Origin of the sequence: Streptomyces sp. NPDC096040 (assembly GCF_040303265.1) — a bacterium.
Taxonomy (GTDB): domain Bacteria; phylum Actinomycetota; class Actinomycetes; order Streptomycetales; family Streptomycetaceae; genus Streptomyces.
This window is the reverse complement of the sequence record NZ_JBEOTA010000010.1, coordinates 58529-77304: the sequence shown is the minus strand read 5'-3', so window position 1 is coordinate 77304 and position 18776 is coordinate 58529. Positions and strand designations below refer to the sequence as shown.

Genomic DNA, 18776 nt, shown 5'->3' with positions numbered 1-18776 from the left:
GGGGTTTTGTTGTGGAGCCTAGGGGAGTCGAACCCCTGACATCCGCCATGCAAAGACGGCGCTCTACCAACTGAGCTAAGGCCCCGTACGGGAAGCGGCCGGCCAAGCGGAAGGTCCGCTGGTCGGTGCCGCAGACCAGAGTACCGGGTCACCCCCCGTACCTCACAAAAAGATTGGGGCTCCCCGCGGATGACCACGCTCCGTAAGATGCTCGACGAGGTTCGCTGTAGCGAACCGTGGATTTTTTGGGGAAGCGATGGGGAGACGCAATGGACGCCGCACAGCAGGAAGCCACCGCCAGAGCGCGGGAGCTGCAGCGGAACTGGTACGGAGAGCCGTTGGGGGCGCTCTTCCGTAAGCTCATCGACGACCTGGGGCTCAACCAGGCACGTCTCGCGGCGGTCCTCGGACTGTCTGCGCCCATGCTGTCGCAGTTGATGAGCGGACAGCGGGCGAAGATCGGCAACCCGGCCGTGGTCCAGCGGGTGCAGCTGCTCCAGGACCTCTCGGCGCAGGTCGCGGACGGCAGTGTGAGCGCGGCCGAGGCGACCGAGCGGATGGACGAGATCAAGAAGTCCCAGGGGGGCTCGGTGCTCAGCAACACCACGCAGACGACGAGCGGTTCGGGAGCGCCCACGGTCAAGCGGGTGGTCCGTGAGATCCAGTCGCTGCTGCGCTCGGTGGCCGCCGCCGGTGACATCATCGACGCGGCGGACACGCTGGCTCCGACCCATCCGGAGCTGGCGGAGTTCCTCCGGGTCTACGGCGCCGGCCGCACCTCGGACGCGGTCACGCACTACCAGTCGCACCAGAGCTGAGCCACGGCCCGGTACACCGGAGGGGGTCCGGTGAGCCGGGCGGGGCCAGGCCCTGGCCGAGGGGGGCACGCGAGAGGGGTCGTATCGCTCATCCGGGGGAAGCAAGGGGGGTGGCAGGGGGACTAGAGGGGGAGGGCTGCGGGCAGGCATGGGTGAGGTCTTCGCAGGCCGGTATGAACTGGCCGACCCGATCGGTCGTGGCGGAGTGGGCGCCGTCTGGCGCGCCTGGGACCACCGGCGCAAGCGCTATGTGGCCGCCAAGGTGCTCCAGCAGAGCGACGCCCATGCGCTTCTGCGTTTTGTGCGGGAGCAGGCGCTGCGCATCGACCATCCCCATGTCCTGGCTCCGGCCAGCTGGGCCGCCGACGACGACAAGGTCCTGTTCACGATGGACCTGGTCGCCGGCGGCTCGCTGGTCCACCTTGTCGGGGACTACGGTCCCCTGCCCCCGGTATTCGTCTGCACGCTCCTCGACCAGTTGCTCTCCGGCCTCGCCGCGGTGCATGCCGAGGGCGTGGTCCACCGGGACATCAAGCCCGCGAACATCCTGCTGGAGGCCAGCGGCACCGCCCGCCCACGCCTGCGTCTCTCCGACTTCGGTATCGCCATGCGGTTCGGCGAGGCCCGGTTGACCGAGACCAACCTGGTGGTCGGCACGCCGGGTTACATCGCCCCCGAGCAACTCCTTGGCGCGGAGCCCGATTTCACGGCCGATCTGTTCGCCGTCGGCCTGGTCGCCCTGTTCCTGCTGGAAGGCGCCAAGCCTGATGCCAAGGCGCTCGTCCAGCACTTCGCCGAACACGGCACGCCTGGAGCCCCCAAGGGCATTCCCGACCCCCTCTGGCAGGTCGTCGCCACCCTCCTCCAGCCCGACCCTCGGTCCCGCTTCCGCACGGCCACGGGCGCCCGCAAGGCTCTCGCCCAGGCCGTGGAACTGCTCCCGGAGCCGGGCATCGACGACGAGTCGATCGAGATCTTCGACCAACTGGGGCCGCTGCCATCGGGGTTCGGTCCCGAGGGGCCGCTGCGGGTGGCGTCGGGGGTCGATACGGCAAGGGGGGCGACGGGAACGACGGAGACGGGACCTACGGGGACTACGGGGACGGGAGCGGGGGCCGCCGGGGGGTCGGTGGCGGCTGCGGCCTCGGCCGGGGTGGCAGAGGCGAGTTCGGGATCGGACACGGCAGGAGAGGCGGCGGCCGGCGCGTACCCCGCCTCGGCGGCGGGCGCGTACCCCGCCTCGGCGGCCGACGAGGGCCCCGGCTCAGCGGCCGGAGCCCGGGCGGCAGAAGACGCGGACGCTCCCCCGGCCGGCTCCTCCGGCCCTACCGGCCCCCTCCCGGCCCCCGTCGGCATGTCCGACACCGGCAGCTTCCGGCTCCCGCCGCCCGAGACGCCGGTACCCCCCACTCCGTACGCGGAGCCGCCGCAGCTGACGCCGCCGTACCCGCCGTACGCCCACCAGCAGCCGCAACCGCAGTCACATCCAGCCACTCCCGTCCCGCAGCCCCACATCCCCTGGCCCGCCGCACAACCCCTCCCACCGGCCCTGCCGCATGCCGACACCACCACGGCCACCTACACCGCCCGCGACCCGCAGCCGGCACCGCAGGCCTCGCAGTCGTCGGTGCGTACCCACGGGCGGCGTCGGCGGCGGGCGCGTCGGCCCGGGCCGCCCGCGAAGGCCGCGGTGCCCATCCTGCTGCTGGCGCTGGCCTGTTACGCCGTGGGTTTCTGGGCGTTGACCCGGATCTGAGCGCGGCGGGCGGTCAGGGTCCACGCGCCCAGGACCAGGAGCAGGGCCGTGCCCGTGCCGATCCCGCCGGCCGCGAGCACCCGCATCGCCGTGTGGTCGTCGCCGGTCGCGGCCGGCAGGTCGCCGCCCTGGTCAGACGGCGCGTCGAAGATGCCCTTCGGGACGGGCGAACCGGCGTAGTGGGGGCCGGAGTTCGGGTTGCCGTCGACGCGGACCCGGAGTGTCAGGTCGTACGGCCCCCTCCCGAACGTGTCCGCCGTCTGGCCGGTGAGGTGGACGACGAGGTAGTAGGCGCCGGCGAAGCGGACGGCGTTCTCCTCGCCGGGGACGGCGTACCGGTTGGCGTAGGCCACGGGTGGCAGGGGGTCGAGGGAGGACGACTTCTGGGTGCCGTCGTAGCCGAGGGAGACGTCGTCGACGTAGCCGCGGACCGGGTTGTAGAGGGAGAGGTTGAGCGCGGCGCTGACGTAGCCGTGGGTGTCGCCGCTGCTGCTGCCCAGTTCGACGGTGGTGTGCAGTTGCTGTCCCCAGTCGAGGGGGACGGCGTAGTAGAGGGTCTGGCCCGGGGTGATGCCGGTCTGCCAGACGCCCGCGCCCAGTGTCCGGGCTGTGGTGAAACCGGCGCCGGCGGTGCGGCGGCGGGGGTCGCCGGTGAGGGGCTCGGGGGACGCGGAGTTCCAGGTCTCGGGGGCGGTGGTGGCGCCGGCCTTGGCCAGGCCCGGTTCGGTGACGGGGGCGATCTCCAGGTTCCAGCTGCCAGGGGACGTGGTCTTCGAGCCGGACGCGAGCCGCTGGACGGTCACGTAGTAGGTGCCCGCGTCCTGGCACAGTGCCTTGCCCGCGTCCCGTCGCCCCAGCGCCGTGACCGGCCGGGGGCTCAGTCCGGCGCCGAAGCGGGCGCCGTCGTAGCCGCAGGAGGCACCGTTGGCGTCCTCGATCGAGACGGCGATGCCGTCGCTCGCGGAGACGGTGGCGTCGGTCGGCGGGACGGCGGTGACGGGGACGTAGGCCGTGGTGGCGGCGGCGAGTTCGAGGCGGAAGTACAGCTCGCCCTTGTCCGGCAGGGTGCTGCGGTAGGTCGTGCCGGGCTTCAGCGGTACGGCGTCCGCCGTGTTCGTCGCTCCGGTGATCGTGCGGGCGTCCGGGGCGAAGGCGTAGCCGCTGCCGTCGTCCGCCGCAACCGGAGAGGCCGGGAGCAGTGGCGTCAGTGCGAGGGCGGCCGCCACGCCGATGCCCCGCCACGCCGCCGTACGCCACCGTCGTATCACGCGCGCCCCCAGCCGTCGCTCGCCGGCCGTCGAAGTCCCGGACCGGATATCGGCCCCATACTGCCGCGCGCGCCCTCGTGCCACCCGTCAATCCGTACGGCCGTCCGAAAAGCAGGCCTCGCACGACCCGCCGGACAACGCAAAACCCCGACCGCGAGGCGGCCGGGGTCTCAGTGTCGTTCGTTGTCGGTACTCACGAACCCGTGGGCACGGAGTCAGTCGCCTCCGTCCACAGATCCTGCTCGGCGCGATCCGCCTGGATCTGGCGGTACACGAGGAGCCCGCCGATGGCGGCCAGTGCGACCAGGAGCAGCTTCTTCACCGCGCGACCTCGTCTCTTCCTTGACGTAGGGGACCTCTGGCGCCCGACTATACACACCGACCGATATCGATCGGTGACCTGGCATCCGGCCCCAACTCCGGCTCACCACAAGGCGTTGCACAAGGCCTCGGAGAGGCTTCGGTCGAGGCCGGGCCGTTCCGATCGGAGGGTGATCACACCCCCACGGACGGTTACTTTGCCCCCTCTCGTCTGCTTTCAGGGACCTTTCTTCTGATTATTCGGGCCTCATGCGTCCGTCCGGGTGGTGTTCATCGGAACATCGACGCGCCACAGCTCGACGTCCCCCACTTCGCGATCCCCATACACATCATGAGGAAAGTACGCAAATCGCCCAACCCGAAAGTGAGGGGCCATGGCCCGGAACACCAAGGTCATGAAGATGTGGACCGCCTTCGTCACCGCCTTCCTCGCGCTGTGCACGGCGCTCGGACTCATCTCCGCCACCACCGCCGCCGCGGTACCGCAGACCGAGACCCCGCGCAACAACAACAGCGGAGACGACCACAGCCCCGCCGGCCGGGTGATGATCCCGGCACAGACCCACTGGCTCTGGTCCCAGGCCAGGTCACTGCCCCCCACGATGAAGCAGCGCATCCGGGCCGAGGCCCACGGCAAGACCCCCAGCTGCCGCCAGCGGCCCCTTGACACGACCGAGCCCGAGACCCCGGCCGAACCCCCGGCGGCACCCCTGGACTGCTGATCCCCCACCAGACGGCTCAGACGCAACGGCGCAAGGGCGACTTGCGTACGTACCAGCGCCTACTGCGACACAGATCCGCGACCGGGAACCGGCCGCGGGTCTTCGCATGCCCGGCCGCACCGTGAGGCGTTCGACTCTTCAACTCCTCTTGAGGAGTCGTAGGCTGAAGCCGTGCCCAAGGCGTACGAGGAGATCGCCGACGACCTCCGCCGCTCCATCCGGAACGGCGAGCCCAAGCCCGGTGCGCGGCTGCCCTCCGAGGCGGAGCTGGCCCGGCACTACGGCCGGAGCGTGCCCACGATCCAGAACGCGCTGCGGCTGTTGAGCGCGGAGGGTCTGATCGACAAGCGGCACGGCAGCGGAAACTTCGTGCGCAGGCCCCGCACCCGCGCGGTCCGTGACAACACCCGGCACCAGTGGGAGAAGGACCGCGCCAGGATGCCGGAGGCCACCCGGGCTGCCACGGGCGCGACCGAACACGAGACCGGGCTGGTCCTCGACGACCTGGTCTTCTTCGCCCGTTACCGCGAGCTGATCGCGCCCAGCGACCTCGCCGACGCGTTCGGGGTGCCGGAGGGCACCGTGCTCCTGGAACGCACCTACCGGACCCGCTACTCTGCCGAGTCCGCGCCCTTCAGCCTGGTGAGTTCCTATCTCGTCCGGGACGTGATCGCCGCGAACCCGGCGCTTCTGGACCAGACCAGGGAGCCCTGGCCGGGCGGCACCCAGAACCAGCTGCACACCGTCGGCATCGAGGTCTCCCGTGTCGAGGAACGCTTCACCGCCCGGCCGCCGACGCCCGAGGAGGCCCGGGAGCTGGACCTGCCGGCCGGTACCTCGGTGATCCTGTTGCGCAAGACCTCGTACGACATCCACGACCGCATCGTGGACATCTCCGTCGTCACGCTTCCCGGCGACCGCACGGAACTGCTCTTCACCACGCACCTGGAAAGGTGGTGAGCGCGGCTGTGAGCCGGTGCGTCACCGTCGTCACCGCGGTCCACGCGCCGTCGGCCCGCTTCCTGCCGGAGGCCTACAAGTCGCTGTGCGAACAGCGGCTGCCGGCCGGCTGGGAGTGGCAGTGGCTGGTCCAGGAGGACGGCCACGGCGACGAGGTCCGCCCGTACGTCCCCGCCGACGCCCGGGTGTCGTTCCGGCAGGGCCGTCCCGGCGGTCCCGGGGTCGCCCGCACCATCGCGCTGGCCCGGGCCGAGGGGCCGTACGTCAGGATCCTCGACGCCGACGACCAGCTCACACCGGGCACCCTGGCCCGCGACCTGGCCGTCCTCGAGGCCCGCCCGGCGGTCGGTTGGGCCACCTCGCGCGTCCTCGACCTGCTGCCCGACGGCTCCACGGCCGGCTTCCCCGGCGATCCGGAGGAAGGGCCGATCGAGCGCGGGTCCGTGCTCGACTTCTGGACGGCGAACGACTTCCGCGCCCAGGTCCACCCGGCCAGCCTCTTCGTCCGCCGTGACCTGCTGCTCGCCCTGGGCGGCTGGATGGCGCTGCCCGCCTCCGAGGACACCGGGCTGCTGCTCGCCCTGAACGCGGTGAGCCAGGGCTGGTTCTCGGCGCAGACCGGGCTGCTCTACCGCAAGTGGGAGGGCCAGGTCACCGCCCGACCCGCCCATAGCGACCCGGCCGAACGGCAGGCCAGGATGGCGGTCGTGGCGGCGCGGGCGCGGGCGTTGGCGGAGTTCGGCTGGCGGTACCCGGCGGCTGCCGGCTAGTGGGCGCACGTGTCAGGCCGGCGGCTGGGGGCGGCCGCGTCGGGCCATGAACACCAGGCCGCACACGCTGCCGGCAGGCAGCCGCGTACGTCCGTGTGAACGCCACGCCGCCTACCCGCCCAGAGCGCGCGTCGGCCCCTGAGAACAGCGGAACCCTCACACACCCAAAGCGCACGTCGGCCCAGGAGAACAGCAGGCCCCTCACATGCCCGGAGCGCGCGTCGGCCCGTGAAACTCCAGGCTGCTCACCCGTCTAGAGCATCGCCGCGTCGATCCGGGAGAACACCAGGTCGCTCTCCTCGGTCACCGGCCGGTCCCAGCGGACCGGGGCCACCGGCGCGCCGTACAGCGCCCGGGGGTAGCTGTCGGCCGCGTAGCTGTTGGCGAGCCGGTAGACGTGGTAGCCGGCGTCGGTCATGGTGCGCAGCAGGTCGTCCGGCGAGTCGCCCAGCTGGGCCATGCGGTCGGGGGTGACCTCGACGGTGATCTCGGCGTCCGGGCGCAGTTTCTCCAGCAGCGGGGCGAGCCCACGCACCACCGCGCCCTCGGCTCCCTCCACGTCGATCTTGATGACGCGCGCGGTCTCGATCTCCTCCGGCCGGAGCAGCTCGGGCAGCGGCACGGCCTCGATGTCGAAGCTCGACTCGGCCGGGCCGTCCCACGGGACGATGCTGTTGGCGCCCATGTTGCGGGAGCTGGCGAGCACGAAGGTCAGGGTGCGGTGGGCGTCGGAGACGGCGGCGTTGACCGCCCGGATGTTCCGGCAGCCGTTGAGCGCGCTCTGCTGTTCGAGACGGCGGTGGAAGGCGGGGGAGGCCTCGACGGCCACGACCCGGCCCCGCTCCCCGACCAGCTGGGAGGCGAGGACGCTGAAGACGCCGATGTTGGCGCCGACGTCGACGAAGCAGTCCCCCGGCGCCAGCCGGCCGCGCAGCCAGCGGGTCATGTGCGGTTCCCACACCCCGAAGAGGTAGAGGTAGCGCTGGATGAGGTCCTGCGTGTCGACCGCGAACCGGGCACCGGAGCGTGTCTCGACGACCCGTCGGCGAGGGTGGTCGCGTAGGTAGGGGTTGAGCACGCGGGCGGCGAGGGTCTTGCCCCAGGGACCGGGGAAGTCGCGGACGTAGCGGCGGCCGAGGGTGGCCAGGAGTTCGGTGAGTTCGGTGGGGTCCGTGCCGGTGGTGCTCATCCGCTAGTCAGTGACCCTTTTCCCGTTGATCCGGATCGCCTGGGACGGGCAGCGCTCGGCGATGTCCCGGACCAGTTCGTCGTCCCCGGACTCCTCCCGTCCGGGCAGGACGAAACCGTACCCGTCATCGAAGCCGAACACAGCGGATGCCCGGAAGGCACACTCACCCGACCCGTAACAGACATCGGCGTCGACGGAGACCTTCATGGGAAGTCCCCTGCCCACCGGACGGCCAACTGAACCGGCCTATGTGAAGGGCAGCTCCAGCATCCGGATCGCGTTCCCGCGCAGCAGCTTGTAGGCGACCTCCGGCGCCAGTCCGCCCACGTGTTCCTGGGCGACCCGCTTGGTCTCCGGCCAGGTCGAGTCGACGTGCGGGTAGTCCGTCTCGAAGGTCGCGTTGTCCACGCCGACCGTCTCGATGGACTCGATGCCGTGCCGGTCGCGGAAGAAGCAGCAGAAGATCTGCCGGTAGTAGTACGTCGACGGGGGCTCCGGGATCAGGTCCTTGACCCCGCCCCAGGCCCGGTGCTCCTCCCAGACGTCGTCGGCGCGCTCCAGGGCGTACGGGATCCAGCCCATCTGGCCCTCGCTGTAGGCCAGTTTGAGCCGGGGGAACCTGACCAGGACGCCGGAGAAGAGGAAGTCCATCATCGAGGCCATGGCGTTGTTGAAGCTGAGCGAGGCCTGCACGGCGGGCGGGGCGTCGGGGGAGGCGGCGGGCATCTGCGAGCTGCTGCCGATGTGCATGTTGACGACCGTCCCGGTCTCCTCGCAGACCGCGAAGAACGGGTCCCAGTAGCCGGAGTGGATGGACGGCAGGCCCAGATAGGTCGGGATCTCGCTGAAGGTGACCGCCCGGACGCCCCGCTCGGCGTTGCGCCGGACCTCGGCGACGGCCAGGTCGATGTCCCACAGCGGGATCAGGCACAGCGGGATCAGCCGGCCACCGCTGTCGCCGCACCACTCCTCGACCATCCAGTCGTTGTAGGCGCGGACGCAGGCCAGCGCGACCTCCTTGTCCTCGGCCTCGGCGAAGGTCTGCCCGCAGAAGCGGGGGAAGGTGGGGAAGCAGAGGGACGCCTCGACATGGTTCATGTCCATGTCGTCCAGGCGTGCCTTGGGGTCCCAGCAGCCGCGCCGCATCTGCTCCCGGGTGATGCCGTCGAGTGTCATCTCGTCGCGGGAGAAGCCGACGGCCGCGATGATGCGCTTGTACGGGAAGAGCAGGCCCTCGTACTCCCACCAGTCGGTGATCTGGCCGGCGGGGTCGGTGGTGAACCGGTACTTACCACCGACGTAGGCGAGTTCGCCGATGCCCGCGGTGAAGGGCTTGGGGCCCTTGTCGCGGTACTTGCCCGGCAGCCACTTCTCGAAGAGGTGCGCGGGCTCGATCACGTGGTCGTCCACGCTGACGACCCTGGGCAGATCCTGGGTGCCGGTCGCGTTCTCTGCCATGCCTACCCCCTGCTGCCTGCTTGGATGCCCGATTAACTGACGGACCATCAGTTTTCGGTTCGGCTCTCAGGCTAGGCCCGGGAGCCGGTGCCAGCAAGAGCCGCCGGACCTCTTGCGACCCGCGCCGCCTTCCGCTGAACTGACGGAGCGTCAGATGAGTGGTGGATCCGGGGAGGGTGCGAGATGCGATCAGCCTTGCTGAGCGGTGCCGAATGGTTCGCGGTGCTCCGCATCGGGCTCGGTCTGTGGTGGCTGGAGAGCTGGCGGCACAAGGACAAGAAGCAGTGGTTCGGCGGCGGGGGCATCCGGTGGGCGGCCGGTGTCGCGGAGAAGCACTGCTGGCCGGTGGTCCGGCGCGGCTTCGACGTCGTCGTCGCGCCACGTCCCCGGCTGATGGCCTATGTGGTGGCGTACGCGGAACTGGCCCTCGGCCTCGGCCTGGCGTCCGGCTTGCTCACACCGATCGCCCTGGTGGCCGGGTTCCTGCTCAACCTGGTCTACCTGGTCCTGATGATCCACGACTGGGCGGAACAGGGGCAGAACCTGATGATGGCCCTGATCTCCGCGGTCGGCCTCTTCGCGATGTGCTGGCAGACCTGGTCCCTGGACTCGGCACTGGGCCTGTTCCTCTGACCCACGCTTTTCCCGCCTACCGCACAGCGGCCTGTGGCCTGTGGCCTTCACCAGCGGCATGCCTATGGCGTCTTCGCGGCCGGCGTGGCACCCTGCCCCCGCCCGGAAGCGAGGAGGCGGAGATGACCGGTCCCTCGGTGGAGCTGCTCAGGAAACTGCACTCCGCGCGTGCGCACAGTGCGTACGCACGTGCGCTGGCCGTCTGCCGCCATGCCGGGGTCGATCCCGACGCGGCGCAGACCGTGCCGACGAGCCCGGTCGGCCGGGCCGCACACGCGCTCCGGCTGTCCGCCCAGTCCCTCGGCGCCCTGGCCGACACCGCGCCCGACCCGGCGGCGGACGCCCGCTGCGCCCGCAACGCCGCCGCCACCGCGGCGCTGGCGGCACAGTTGGCCGGGGCCCTGGACGACCGCCCCGAGGCGGCCGCGGCCCTGAGCGCCGCCCTCACCGCGTCCCGGGCGGCCGCGGTGGCGGCCGGCGGCACAGCGGCGGGACAGGACACGGCTCTGAACGCGGCGGCCGACGACGCGGAGGAACAGGCGGTGGAGGCGGCGCGTACGGCGGGCTGGATACGGCGCTGAAGACACGTAGGCGTGTCGCGCCAGGTGCCTCATGGACCCACGGTGAACGGTGCGCCCGTGCCGTTCGGCACCGGTCCCTCCCCACGTGGGGACCGGTGCCGAACGGCGCGGGCGGCCTCAGGCCCCCGAGGGCCCGCTCAGTCGGAGAGAGCAGCTGCCGTCGTCGCGCCACTCCGGCGGGTAATCGCCGGTGGAACCTGACCGAGAACATGCGGTGCCGTGCACTGTCTCCGCGGACGCTGAGCTGGTCGGCCTTGCCGGGCGACGCCCGACTACCGCCTTGCTGGGGCGAAATCCTGCCAGCCGAGGTGCACATTTGAGGAGGCCATGACGTCCGGTCCAAGGCTTCGCCGCAGGTCAGCCGTATAAAGTGAGTTTTCCGGTCCGGATGTTCAGCAGCGGGGGAAGTAAGGGGTGGAGCGCCTTGGGTCCCGACGCAGGGGCACGCGCAGCCTTCGCGGAACGTCTCGCGTTGCTGTACAAGGAGGCTGGCAATCCTCCGCTCAAACGCGTCGCCGAGGCGGTCGACCGACTGCATCGCGTCGACGAGCGGGGCCGGCCCGTGCGGGTCTCCGCCCAGCGGATCAGCGACTGGCGGCGGGCGAAGAACGTGCCCGCTCAGTTCGCCGCGCTCTCCGGGGTACTCCATGTCCTCATCCCGCAGGCCCGGCGCTCCCAGCCGGCGCCGGTCTCCTCCGGGCTGTACGACCTGACCCACTGGCAGAAGCTGTGGGAGCGGGCCATGGCCGATCCGGTCGGCGAGCTGCCCGTGCCGGAGGCGGCGGAGGACACGGAAGTACCACCGCTGGTCGACAGCGTCTGCCCGTATCGCGGCCTGGCGTCCTACCGCCGTGAGGACGCGCGCTGGTTCTTCGGCCGGGAGCGCAGCACCGACGCCCTGGTCGCCCAGCTCCGGTCGGCGAAGGCGGACGGCGGCCTGGTCATGCTGGTCGGCGCCTCGGGGGCGGGAAAGTCCTCACTGCTGAACGCCGGTTTGGTCACCGCGCTGCAGAACGGCGCCCTGGCCGATGACGAGGACCGCCCGCACGAGGTCCTGCAGCTCGTTCCCGGAGCGGACCCCGTCAAGGAACTGACCCGTCGCATACCCGAGCTGGCCGATCTGGCGGACCTGGACGATCCGGAGGCCGTGCGGGAGGCGGTCGCGGCCTGGGCCGGACGCGAGGCCGAGGATGTTTCACGTGAAACATGGCCCTCGGGATCCGGCACGGCACGTCCGGTCGTGATCGTGGACCAGTTCGAGGAGACCTTCACCCTCTGCACCGACGAGGCGGACCGCCGTACCTTCGTCCAGCTCCTGCACACGGCCAGTACCTCCGCCGCCACCGGCGAACCGGCCCCTGCCCTGGTCGTCCTCGGTATCCGTGCCGACTTCTACGAGCTGTGCCTGGGCTACCCCGAGCTGGCCGACGCGCTCCAGCACCGGCACATGGTGCTCGGCCCGCTGACCAGCGCCGAGCTGCGCGAGGCCGTGACCAGCCCCGCCAAGGCGGTGGGCCTGGAGCTGGAACCCGGGCTCGCCGAGCTGATCGTCCGTGAGGTGAGCGCCGACGGCCCGCGTGGCGCCCATGACGCCGGTGTCCTCCCGCTGCTCTCGCACGCCCTGCTTGCCACCTGGCAGCGCCGCAAGTCGGGTCGCCTGACGCTGACCGGCTACCGGGCGGCCGGCGGTATCCAGGGCGCTGTCGCCGCGAGCGCCGAGCGCGCCTGGTCCAGCCTGGACCCGGCCGCCCGCACCGCCGCCCGGCTGCTCCTCCTCCGCCTGGTCCGCCTCGGCGAGGACACCCAGGCGACCCGCAGGCGGGGCACCCGGCGTCAGCTGGCCGCCGAGTCCACCGACCCGAACAAGACGGAGGAGTCGCTCGAGGCCCTGGTCCGGGCCCGCCTTGTGACGCTGGACGCGGACACCGTGGAGATCACCCACGAGGCGCTGCTGCACGCCTGGCCCCGGCTGCGTGAGTGGCTCGACGAGGACCGCAACGGCAATCTGCTGCGCCAGCGCCTGGAGGAGGACGGCCGGTCCTGGGACGAGTCGGGCCACGACTCCGCCCTGCTGTACCGGGGCTCACGGCTGGAACAGGCTCATACCTGGGCGAAGTCGGCCGGCGACACCTTCCTTACCCGTAGCGCGGTGGAGTTCCTGGCGGCCTCGGTACGGCTGCGCCGCCGCACGGTGTGGATCAGCCGGGCCGCCGTGTCGGCGCTGGTCGTGCTGGCGGTTCTGGCCGCCGGCGCCGCGGTGATCGCCCGGCAGCAGCGGGACGACGCGATGTTCGAGCAGGTGGTCGCGGAGGCCGACCGGTTCCAGTACTCGGACCCGGCGCTCTCCGCCCAGCTCGACCTGGTCGCACACCGACTGCGCCCGGACGACGAGGGCGCCAACAACCGCCTGATATCCATCGTCAACGCCCCCCTGGCCACCCCGCTGCTCGGCCACACCGGCGCCGTCTACCTCACCAGCTTCAGCCCCGACGGCAAGGTCCTGGCCACGGCCGCCTACGACCGCACGGTCCGCCTGTGGGACGTGAGCGACCCGACCCGCCCCAAGGCCCTCGGCAAGCCGCTACTCGGCCACACGAGCTGGGTCTCCAGCGCGGTCTTCAGCCCGGACGGCCGCACCCTGGCCAGCGCCGGCGACGACGGCACCGTACGTCTGTGGAACGTCTCCGACCCGAAGCACCCGGCGTCCCTGGGCACCCCGCTGAGCGGTCACGACGGCACGATCTATCTGGTCGCCTTCAGCCCCGACGGCCGCACCCTGGCCACCGCCGACGAGGACCACACCGTCCGCCTGTGGGACGTGCACAACCCGCGCCACCCCACGTCACTGGACACCCTCACCGGCCACTCCGAAGCCGTACGCTCCATCGCGTTCAGCCCCGACGGCCACACCCTCGCGGCCGGCAGCGACGACAACTCGATCCTCCTCTACGACGTCTCCGACCCCCGGCGCCCCGAGCGCGTCGGCGCGCCGCTGACCGGGCATTCCGCGACCGTGCACTCTGTGGCCTTCAGCCCGGACGGCCACACCCTCGCGAGCGGCAGCAAGGACGACACGGTACGGCTGTGGGACGTCACCGACCGGGCGCACGCCAAGGCCCTCGGCGGGCCGCTCACCGGACACACCGGGCCTGTCTGGTCGGTGGCCTTCAGTCCCGACGGCTCGATGCTCGCCGCGGGCAGCGCGGACTCCACGGCCAGCGTGTGGAACGTCGGCAATCCGGCCTTTCCCTCCCAGGTGGGCGAGCCGCTCGCGGGCAGCAGCGGCGAGATGTACGCCGTCGGCTGGAGCCCCGACGGGCACACCCTCGCCACCGGCAGCGGTGACGGCAAGGTACGGCTGTGGTCGATCCCGGGTGCGGACATGATCGGCGTGGCAGGGGCGTTCAGCCCCGACGGCCGCGTCCTGGCCACCGGTGGCGGCGACAGCCGGATGCGGCTGTGGAACATCACGGATCCGGCCCGGCCCATGGCGCTCGGCGAGCCGTTCAGGACCGGGTGGCGGGACCTGCGCTCGATGGTGTTCACCCGCGACGCCCGCACCCTCGTCATCCTGACCGGCGAGAACAACGTCAACTGGGTACAGCTGTGGAACATCTCCGACCCCGCCCACCCCAGCCAGTACGGCGCGCCCGTCCGGCTGAACACCCGCTACGCCGGGGCCGAGGCGCTGGCGCTGAGCCCGGACGGGCGCACCGTGGCCGCCGACTACGACGACCGCACGGTCCAGCTGCTGGACATCACGGACCCGGCACACCCCAGGCGGATCGGCGAGCCCCTCAAGGGGCACACCGGCTATGTCAACGCGCTGGTCTTCAGCCCGGACGGCCAAACCCTGGCCAGCGGCAGCGCGGACGGCACGGTCCGCCTGTGGAACGTCTCCGACCGGGCCCGCGCCAAGTCCCTGGGCGGTCCCCTCGAGGGCCACCTGGGCCCCATCAACACCCTCGCCTACAGCCCCGATGGAGCCACCCTGGCCAGCGGCAGCGACGACGACACGGTCCGCCTCTGGAACGTCTCCGATCCCGCCCGGGCGACCCGCCTGGGCTCGGCCCTCACCGGCCACACCGAGGCGGTGGTGTCCCTGACCTTCAGCCGGAACGGCCGGACCCTGGCCAGCGGCGGCAACGACAACACGGTCCGCCTGTGGAACGTCTCGTCCCCGTCCTCCGCCCACCCCATCGGCCAGTCCATGAGCCCCAACGCCAAGACGGGCAACTTCCTCTCCTTCAGCCCGAAGAGCAACATGCTGGGCGTCTCCAGCGGCGCCGGCACGGTCCGCCTGTGGAGCCTGGACGTCGACCACGCGGTCAGCCGTATCTGCTCGGTCACCCGGAACGTACTGACCGAGGCGAAGTGGCAGGAGTACCTCCCCCGCCTCGCCTACGACCCGCCCTGCGACGACTGAGCCCCTCCTCCGCATGACGGCCTTTGAGTGATCCCGATCACAACTGCTCATGACGGCTGAGAAGTTGACTCCCGTCGCACAGGCCACCTTGTTAGGCTGGTCGCAACCCGGTCGCTGGTGCATCCCCCGTCGCCAGCGACCGGGCCTTTCCATAACGGCCGGCGGAAAGCGAACCGGCCCGGTCGGCCACCCGGCCACCGACCATGAACGCCCACCCATGCCAAAGGCCCCCGATCCATCCGGACCGGGGGCCTTCGTGCTGGTGGGGCTAACAGGATTTGAACCTGTGGCCTCATCCTTATCAGGGATGCGCTCTAACCAACTGAGCTATAGCCCCGCCGCGCTCTGCGGGGTGTCTCCCGCGCGCTGACTCCTGAAGATTAGCGCACGACCGGGGCAGTCCCAAAATCGGTTGTCGGGGGACCGACAGCAGAGGTTTGAACTCCGGTTACTCGTCCTCGGCCAAGGTCAGCTCGATGCCGCCGACGAAGCCCGCGGAGAGGTTGTAGATGAACGCGCCGAGGGTCGCCAGCGCCGTCGCGAGGACGACGTCGATGACCGCGATGATCGCCGTGAACATCAGGACGTGCGGGAGAGACAGGAACGACTGGAGGTCGAAGCCGTTCGACTCGTTCGAACCGGTCGCCTCCGAGATCGTGCCGCCGACCGTCGAGAACACGCCCATCGCGTCCAGGACCATCCACAGCACCGCCGCCGCCACGATCGAGCAGATGCCCAGCGCGATGGAGAGCAGGAAGCTGACCTTCATCACCGACCACGGGTCGGCCTTGGCGACCCGCAGCCGGGCCTTGCGGGTGCGGGGGGCGGTGCGCGCACCGGCGCCGGTGCGCGGCCGTCGTACCGCCCCCGCGGGCGCCTGCGCGGCCGGCGCCGCCGGGTAGGCCTGCGGCGGGTGGTAGGGGCCTGCGGGCTGCTCGGGACGCCGTTCCCCGGGGAGCGGGGAGGTGTTCGGCTGCTGCGCCGGCTGGGCGCCCGCAGCGGCCTGGCCTCGGGTGTCGGTCACGGTTCCCCCCTGGGTTCCCTGCGCGTCCGGCGCGGAGGCCTTCTCGGGCGCCTTGACCGCCTTCAGCTGGGTGGTGTGCGTGTCCATCGGCTGCGCACCACCCTCGGCGGCCCCGCCGGACGCGGCGGAGCCACGGCCGCCGCCGTCCGCATCCGTACCCGTGGAGGTACCGGCCGATCCGGCGCCCGTGGCTCCGCTCACGATGACTCTCTCCTCGTGCTACTCGGCCGAGGGCGCCTCACCCTCGTCCGTACCGCTGGTCTCGAGACCCTCGGCGGTCTCGGCGGTCTCGTCGACGGTGTCCTCACCGTCGACTTCCTCCGCCTCGCTGCCGGCCTCGGCGTTGCGTGCGATGCCGACCACGGCATCGCGCTTGCCCAGGTTGATCAGTTGGACGCCCATGGTGTCACGGCCCGTCTCCCTGACCCCGCTGACTCGCGTACGAATCACACCGCCGGACAGGGTGATGGCGAGGATCTCGTCGTTCTCCTCGACGATCAGCGCGCCGACGAGCGAACCGCGGTCCTCCACGATCTTGGCGGCCTTGATGCCGAGGCCGCCACGGCCCTGGACGCGGTACTCGTCGACACGGGTCCGCTTCGCGTACCCCCCGTCGGTGGCAGTGAACACGAACGTACCGGGTCGAACAACATTCATCGACAGAAGTTCATCGCTCTCGCGGAAACTCATGCCCTTGACACCGGAGGTGGCCCGGCCCATCGGGCGCAGAGTGTCGTCGGAGGCGGTGAACCTGATCGACTGTGCCTTCTTGCTGATCAGAAGCAGATCATCGTCCGCCGAGACCAGTTCCGCTCCGATCAGTTCGTCGTCGGAACCGTCCTCACGCTCCCGCAGGTTGATCGCGATGACGCCGCCGGAACGGGGCGAATCGTAATCCTTCAGAGGCGTCTTCTTGACCAGACCGGCTTTGGTGGCGAGCACCAGGTAGGGCGCCGCGTTGTAGTCGCGGATGGCGAGGATCTCGGCGATCGCCTCGTCCGGCTGGAAGGCCAGCAGGTTCGCCACGTGCTGACCGCGCGCGTCACGCCCCGCGTCCGGCAGCTCGTACGCCTTCGCCCGGTAGACCCGGCCCTTGTTGGTGAAGAACAGCAGCCAGTGGTGCGTGGTGGAGACGAAGAAGTGGTCGACGATGTCGTCTTCCTTCAGCTTCGCCCCGCGTACGCCCTTCCCGCCGCGCTTCTGCGCCCGGTAGTCGTCCGTCTTGGTCCGCTTGACGTACCCGCCGCGCGTGACCGTGACGACGATGTCCTCCTCGGCGATCAGGTCCTCGATGGACATGTCACCGTCGTAGGGCACCAGCATGGTCTTACGGTCGTCGCCGTACTTCTCGACGATCGCGGCCAGTTCCTCGCTGACGATGCCGCGCTGGCGGACCGGCGAGGCCAGGATCGCGTTGTACTCGGTGATCTTCGCCTGGAGCTCGTCGTGCTCCTGGATGATCTTCTGACGCTCCAGGGCGGCCAGTCGGCGCAGCTGCATCTCGAGGATGGCGTTGGCCTGGATCTCATCGATCTCCAGGAGCCCCATCAGGCCCGTACGCGCGATCTCGACCGTGTCACTGGCCCGGATCAGCGCGATGACCTCGTCGATCGCGTCCAGCGCCTTCAGCAGACCACGCAGGATGTGCGCCCGCTCCTCGGCCTTGCGCAGCCTGAAGCGCGTACGGCGGACGATGACCTCGATCTGGTGCGTCACCCAGTGCCGGATGAACGCGTCGAGGGAGAGGGTGCGCGGCACGCCGTCGACCAGCGCCAGCATGTTGGCGCCGAAGTTCGACTGCAGGTCGGTGTGCTTGTAGAGGTTGTTCAGGACGACCTTGGCGACCGCGTCGCGCTTCAGCACGATCACCAGGCGCTGACCGGTACGCGACGAGGTCTCGTCCCGGACGTCCGCGATGCCGCCGACCTTGCCGTCCTTCACCAGGTCGGCGATCTTCTGCGCCAGGTTGTCGGGGTTGGTCTGGTACGGCAGTTCCGTGACCACCAGGCACTGGCGGTTCTGGATCTCCTCGACCTCGACGACCGCCCGCATGGTGATCGAACCGCGGCCCGTGCGGTACGCCTCCTCGATGCCCTTGCGGCCCACGACGAGCGCACCGGTCGGGAAGTCCGGGCCCTTGATCCGCTCGATCAGCGCGTCCAGGAGCTCCTCGTGCGAGGCCTCCGGGTTCTCCAGGTACCACTGAGCGCCGGCCGCGACCTCGCGCAGGTTGTGCGGCGGGATGTTGGTCGCCATGCCGACCGCGATCCCGGCCGAGCCGTTGATCAGCAGGTTCGGGAAGCGGGCGGGCAGAACGGTCGGCTCCTGGGAGCGGCCGTCGTAGTTGTCCGTGAAGTCGACGGTCTCCTCGTCGATGTCGCGGACCATCTCCATCGACAGCGGCGCCAGCTTGCACTCGGTGTACCGCATGGCGGCCGCCGGGTCGTTGCCCGGGGAGCCGAAGTTGCCGTTGGAGTCCACCAGCGGCATCCGCATCGACCACGGCTGGGCGAGGCGCACCAGGGCGTCGTAGATCGAGGAGTCGCCGTGCGGGTGGTAGTTGCCCATGACATCACCGACGACGCGGGCGCACTTGTAGAAGCCGCGCTCGGGGCGGTAGCCGCCGTCGTACATGGCGTACAGGACGCGGCGGTGGACGGGCTTGAGACCGTCCCGGACATCGGGCAGCGCACGGGACACGATGACGGACATCGCGTAGTCCAGGTACGAGCGCTGCATCTCCGTCTCGAGCCCCACGGGCTCGACACGCATCGCGAGTTCGCCGCCCTCTTCAGGGGTGACGGGAGTGTTCTCGTCGGCCATTGCTGGTGAAGATCCTTCCCTGTGCGG

At 70.7% G+C, this 18776-nt stretch carries 15 protein-coding genes and 2 tRNA genes; 8 read left to right on the top strand and 9 right to left on the bottom strand.

Features of this window, described 5'->3' with window-relative positions; genetic code table 11:
• Positions 1–12: 12 nt before the first annotated feature.
• Positions 13–85 (bottom strand) — tRNA-Ala (locus ABTY98_RS15410).
• A gap of 184 nt (positions 86–269) precedes the next feature.
• On the opposite strand from ABTY98_RS15410, the gene ABTY98_RS15405 reads away from it, so the two are divergent.
• Both ABTY98_RS15405 and ABTY98_RS15400 read left to right on the top strand, forming a co-directional pair.
• Entirely contained in the window at positions 270–818 is a 549-nt protein-coding gene (locus tag ABTY98_RS15405; RefSeq protein ID WP_089100435.1) for a helix-turn-helix domain-containing protein, read from the top strand.
• A gap of 148 nt (positions 819–966) precedes the next feature.
• Complete coding sequence (locus ABTY98_RS15400; protein ID WP_352221406.1) at positions 967–2574, top strand: serine/threonine-protein kinase; 1608 nt, start codon at positions 967–969, stop codon at positions 2572–2574.
• Here ABTY98_RS15400 and ABTY98_RS15395 read toward each other — a convergent pair.
• Both ABTY98_RS15395 and ABTY98_RS15390 read right to left on the bottom strand, forming a co-directional pair.
• Entirely contained in the window at positions 2538–3842 is a 1305-nt protein-coding gene (locus ABTY98_RS15395; protein WP_352221405.1) for a hypothetical protein, read from the bottom strand. The genes ABTY98_RS15400 and ABTY98_RS15395 overlap by 37 nt on opposite strands.
• Before the next feature lie 193 nt (positions 3843–4035).
• A complete protein-coding gene (locus tag ABTY98_RS15390; protein WP_003999697.1) occupies positions 4036–4164 on the bottom strand; it encodes a DLW-39 family protein in 129 nt (42 codons plus the stop codon).
• A gap of 373 nt (positions 4165–4537) precedes the next feature.
• On the opposite strand from ABTY98_RS15390, the gene ABTY98_RS15385 reads away from it, so the two are divergent.
• From ABTY98_RS15385 to ABTY98_RS15375, 3 genes are all read left to right on the top strand, one after another.
• A complete protein-coding gene (locus ABTY98_RS15385) occupies positions 4538–4885 on the top strand; it encodes a DUF6344 domain-containing protein (protein WP_352221404.1) in 348 nt (115 codons plus the stop codon).
• Between the two features lie 171 nt (positions 4886–5056).
• On the top strand, positions 5057–5845 hold the full coding sequence (locus tag ABTY98_RS15380) for a GntR family transcriptional regulator (RefSeq protein ID WP_352221403.1): 789 nt from the start codon (positions 5057–5059) through the stop codon (positions 5843–5845).
• The gene (locus tag ABTY98_RS15375) at positions 5842–6615 is read left to right on the top strand and encodes a glycosyltransferase family 2 protein (RefSeq protein WP_352221402.1); all 774 of its coding nucleotides are present in this window, start codon (positions 5842–5844) and stop codon (positions 6613–6615) included. The genes ABTY98_RS15380 and ABTY98_RS15375 overlap by 4 nt, the downstream gene beginning before the upstream one ends.
• A gap of 253 nt (positions 6616–6868) precedes the next feature.
• On the opposite strand, the gene ABTY98_RS15370 is transcribed toward ABTY98_RS15375, so the two are convergent.
• The 3 genes from ABTY98_RS15370 to ABTY98_RS15360 are packed head-to-tail and all read right to left on the bottom strand — an operon-like array spanning position 6869 to position 9262.
• Positions 6869–7804: an FkbM family methyltransferase gene (locus ABTY98_RS15370; RefSeq protein ID WP_352221401.1), complete on the bottom strand. Its 936-nt coding sequence runs from the start codon at positions 7802–7804 to the stop codon at positions 6869–6871.
• 3 nt (positions 7805–7807) lie between these two features.
• Positions 7808–8011 (bottom strand): ferredoxin, encoded by a 204-nt coding sequence (locus tag ABTY98_RS15365; protein ID WP_352221400.1) that lies wholly within the window; start codon positions 8009–8011, stop codon positions 7808–7810.
• 39 nt (positions 8012–8050) lie between these two features.
• Positions 8051–9262: an amidohydrolase family protein gene (locus tag ABTY98_RS15360; RefSeq protein ID WP_352221399.1), complete on the bottom strand. Its 1212-nt coding sequence runs from the start codon at positions 9260–9262 to the stop codon at positions 8051–8053.
• A gap of 183 nt (positions 9263–9445) precedes the next feature.
• Between ABTY98_RS15360 and ABTY98_RS15355 the strand changes: the two genes are divergently transcribed.
• The 3 genes from ABTY98_RS15355 to ABTY98_RS15345 all read left to right on the top strand — a co-directional run bounded on the left by ABTY98_RS15355 (position 9446) and on the right by ABTY98_RS15345 (position 14902).
• Entirely contained in the window at positions 9446–9895 is a 450-nt protein-coding gene (locus tag ABTY98_RS15355) for a DoxX family protein (RefSeq protein ID WP_352221398.1), read from the top strand.
• A 122-nt stretch (positions 9896–10017) separates the two neighbouring features.
• Positions 10018–10476 carry a hypothetical protein gene (locus ABTY98_RS15350; protein ID WP_352221397.1) on the top strand — a complete coding sequence of 153 codons (459 nt, stop codon included), beginning with the start codon at positions 10018–10020 and terminating at the stop codon, positions 10474–10476.
• Positions 10477–10864: 388 nt separating this feature from the next.
• The gene (locus ABTY98_RS15345) at positions 10865–14902 is read left to right on the top strand and encodes an nSTAND1 domain-containing NTPase (protein WP_502994238.1); all 4038 of its coding nucleotides are present in this window, start codon (positions 10865–10867) and stop codon (positions 14900–14902) included.
• 260 nt (positions 14903–15162) lie between these two features.
• Here ABTY98_RS15345 and ABTY98_RS15340 read toward each other — a convergent pair.
• The 3 genes from ABTY98_RS15340 to gyrA all read right to left on the bottom strand — a co-directional run bounded on the left by ABTY98_RS15340 (position 15163) and on the right by gyrA (position 18749).
• A tRNA-Ile gene (locus tag ABTY98_RS15340) sits at positions 15163–15239 on the bottom strand.
• A 111-nt stretch (positions 15240–15350) separates the two neighbouring features.
• Positions 15351–16127: a DUF3566 domain-containing protein gene (locus ABTY98_RS15335; protein ID WP_352221395.1), complete on the bottom strand. Its 777-nt coding sequence runs from the start codon at positions 16125–16127 to the stop codon at positions 15351–15353.
• 18 nt (positions 16128–16145) lie between these two features.
• Positions 16146–18749, bottom strand: coding sequence for a DNA gyrase subunit A (gene gyrA, locus ABTY98_RS15330; RefSeq protein WP_352221394.1), 2604 nt, complete (start codon positions 18747–18749; stop codon positions 16146–16148).
• Positions 18750–18776 lie beyond the last annotated feature (27 nt).

Excerpts from the sequence above, each read along its gene's own strand:
- ABTY98_RS15385 (WP_352221404.1), top strand. The coding sequence starts at position 4,538 with ATGGCCCGGAACACCAAGGTCATGAAGATGTGGACCGCCTTCGTCACC.
- gyrA (WP_352221394.1), bottom strand. The coding sequence starts at position 18,749 with ATGGCCGACGAGAACACTCCCGTCACCCCTGAAGAGGGCGGCGAACTC.
- ABTY98_RS15350 (WP_352221397.1), top strand. The coding sequence starts at position 10,018 with ATGACCGGTCCCTCGGTGGAGCTGCTCAGGAAACTGCACTCCGCGCGT.
- ABTY98_RS15355 (WP_352221398.1), top strand. The coding sequence starts at position 9,446 with ATGCGATCAGCCTTGCTGAGCGGTGCCGAATGGTTCGCGGTGCTCCGC.
- ABTY98_RS15345 (WP_502994238.1), top strand. The coding sequence starts at position 10,865 with ATGTTCAGCAGCGGGGGAAGTAAGGGGTGGAGCGCCTTGGGTCCCGAC.
- ABTY98_RS15405 (WP_089100435.1), top strand. The coding sequence starts at position 270 with ATGGACGCCGCACAGCAGGAAGCCACCGCCAGAGCGCGGGAGCTGCAG.
- ABTY98_RS15365 (WP_352221400.1), bottom strand. The coding sequence starts at position 8,011 with ATGAAGGTCTCCGTCGACGCCGATGTCTGTTACGGGTCGGGTGAGTGT.
- ABTY98_RS15400 (WP_352221406.1), top strand. The coding sequence starts at position 967 with ATGGGTGAGGTCTTCGCAGGCCGGTATGAACTGGCCGACCCGATCGGT.
- ABTY98_RS15360 (WP_352221399.1), bottom strand. The coding sequence starts at position 9,262 with ATGGCAGAGAACGCGACCGGCACCCAGGATCTGCCCAGGGTCGTCAGC.
- ABTY98_RS15370 (WP_352221401.1), bottom strand. The coding sequence starts at position 7,804 with ATGAGCACCACCGGCACGGACCCCACCGAACTCACCGAACTCCTGGCC.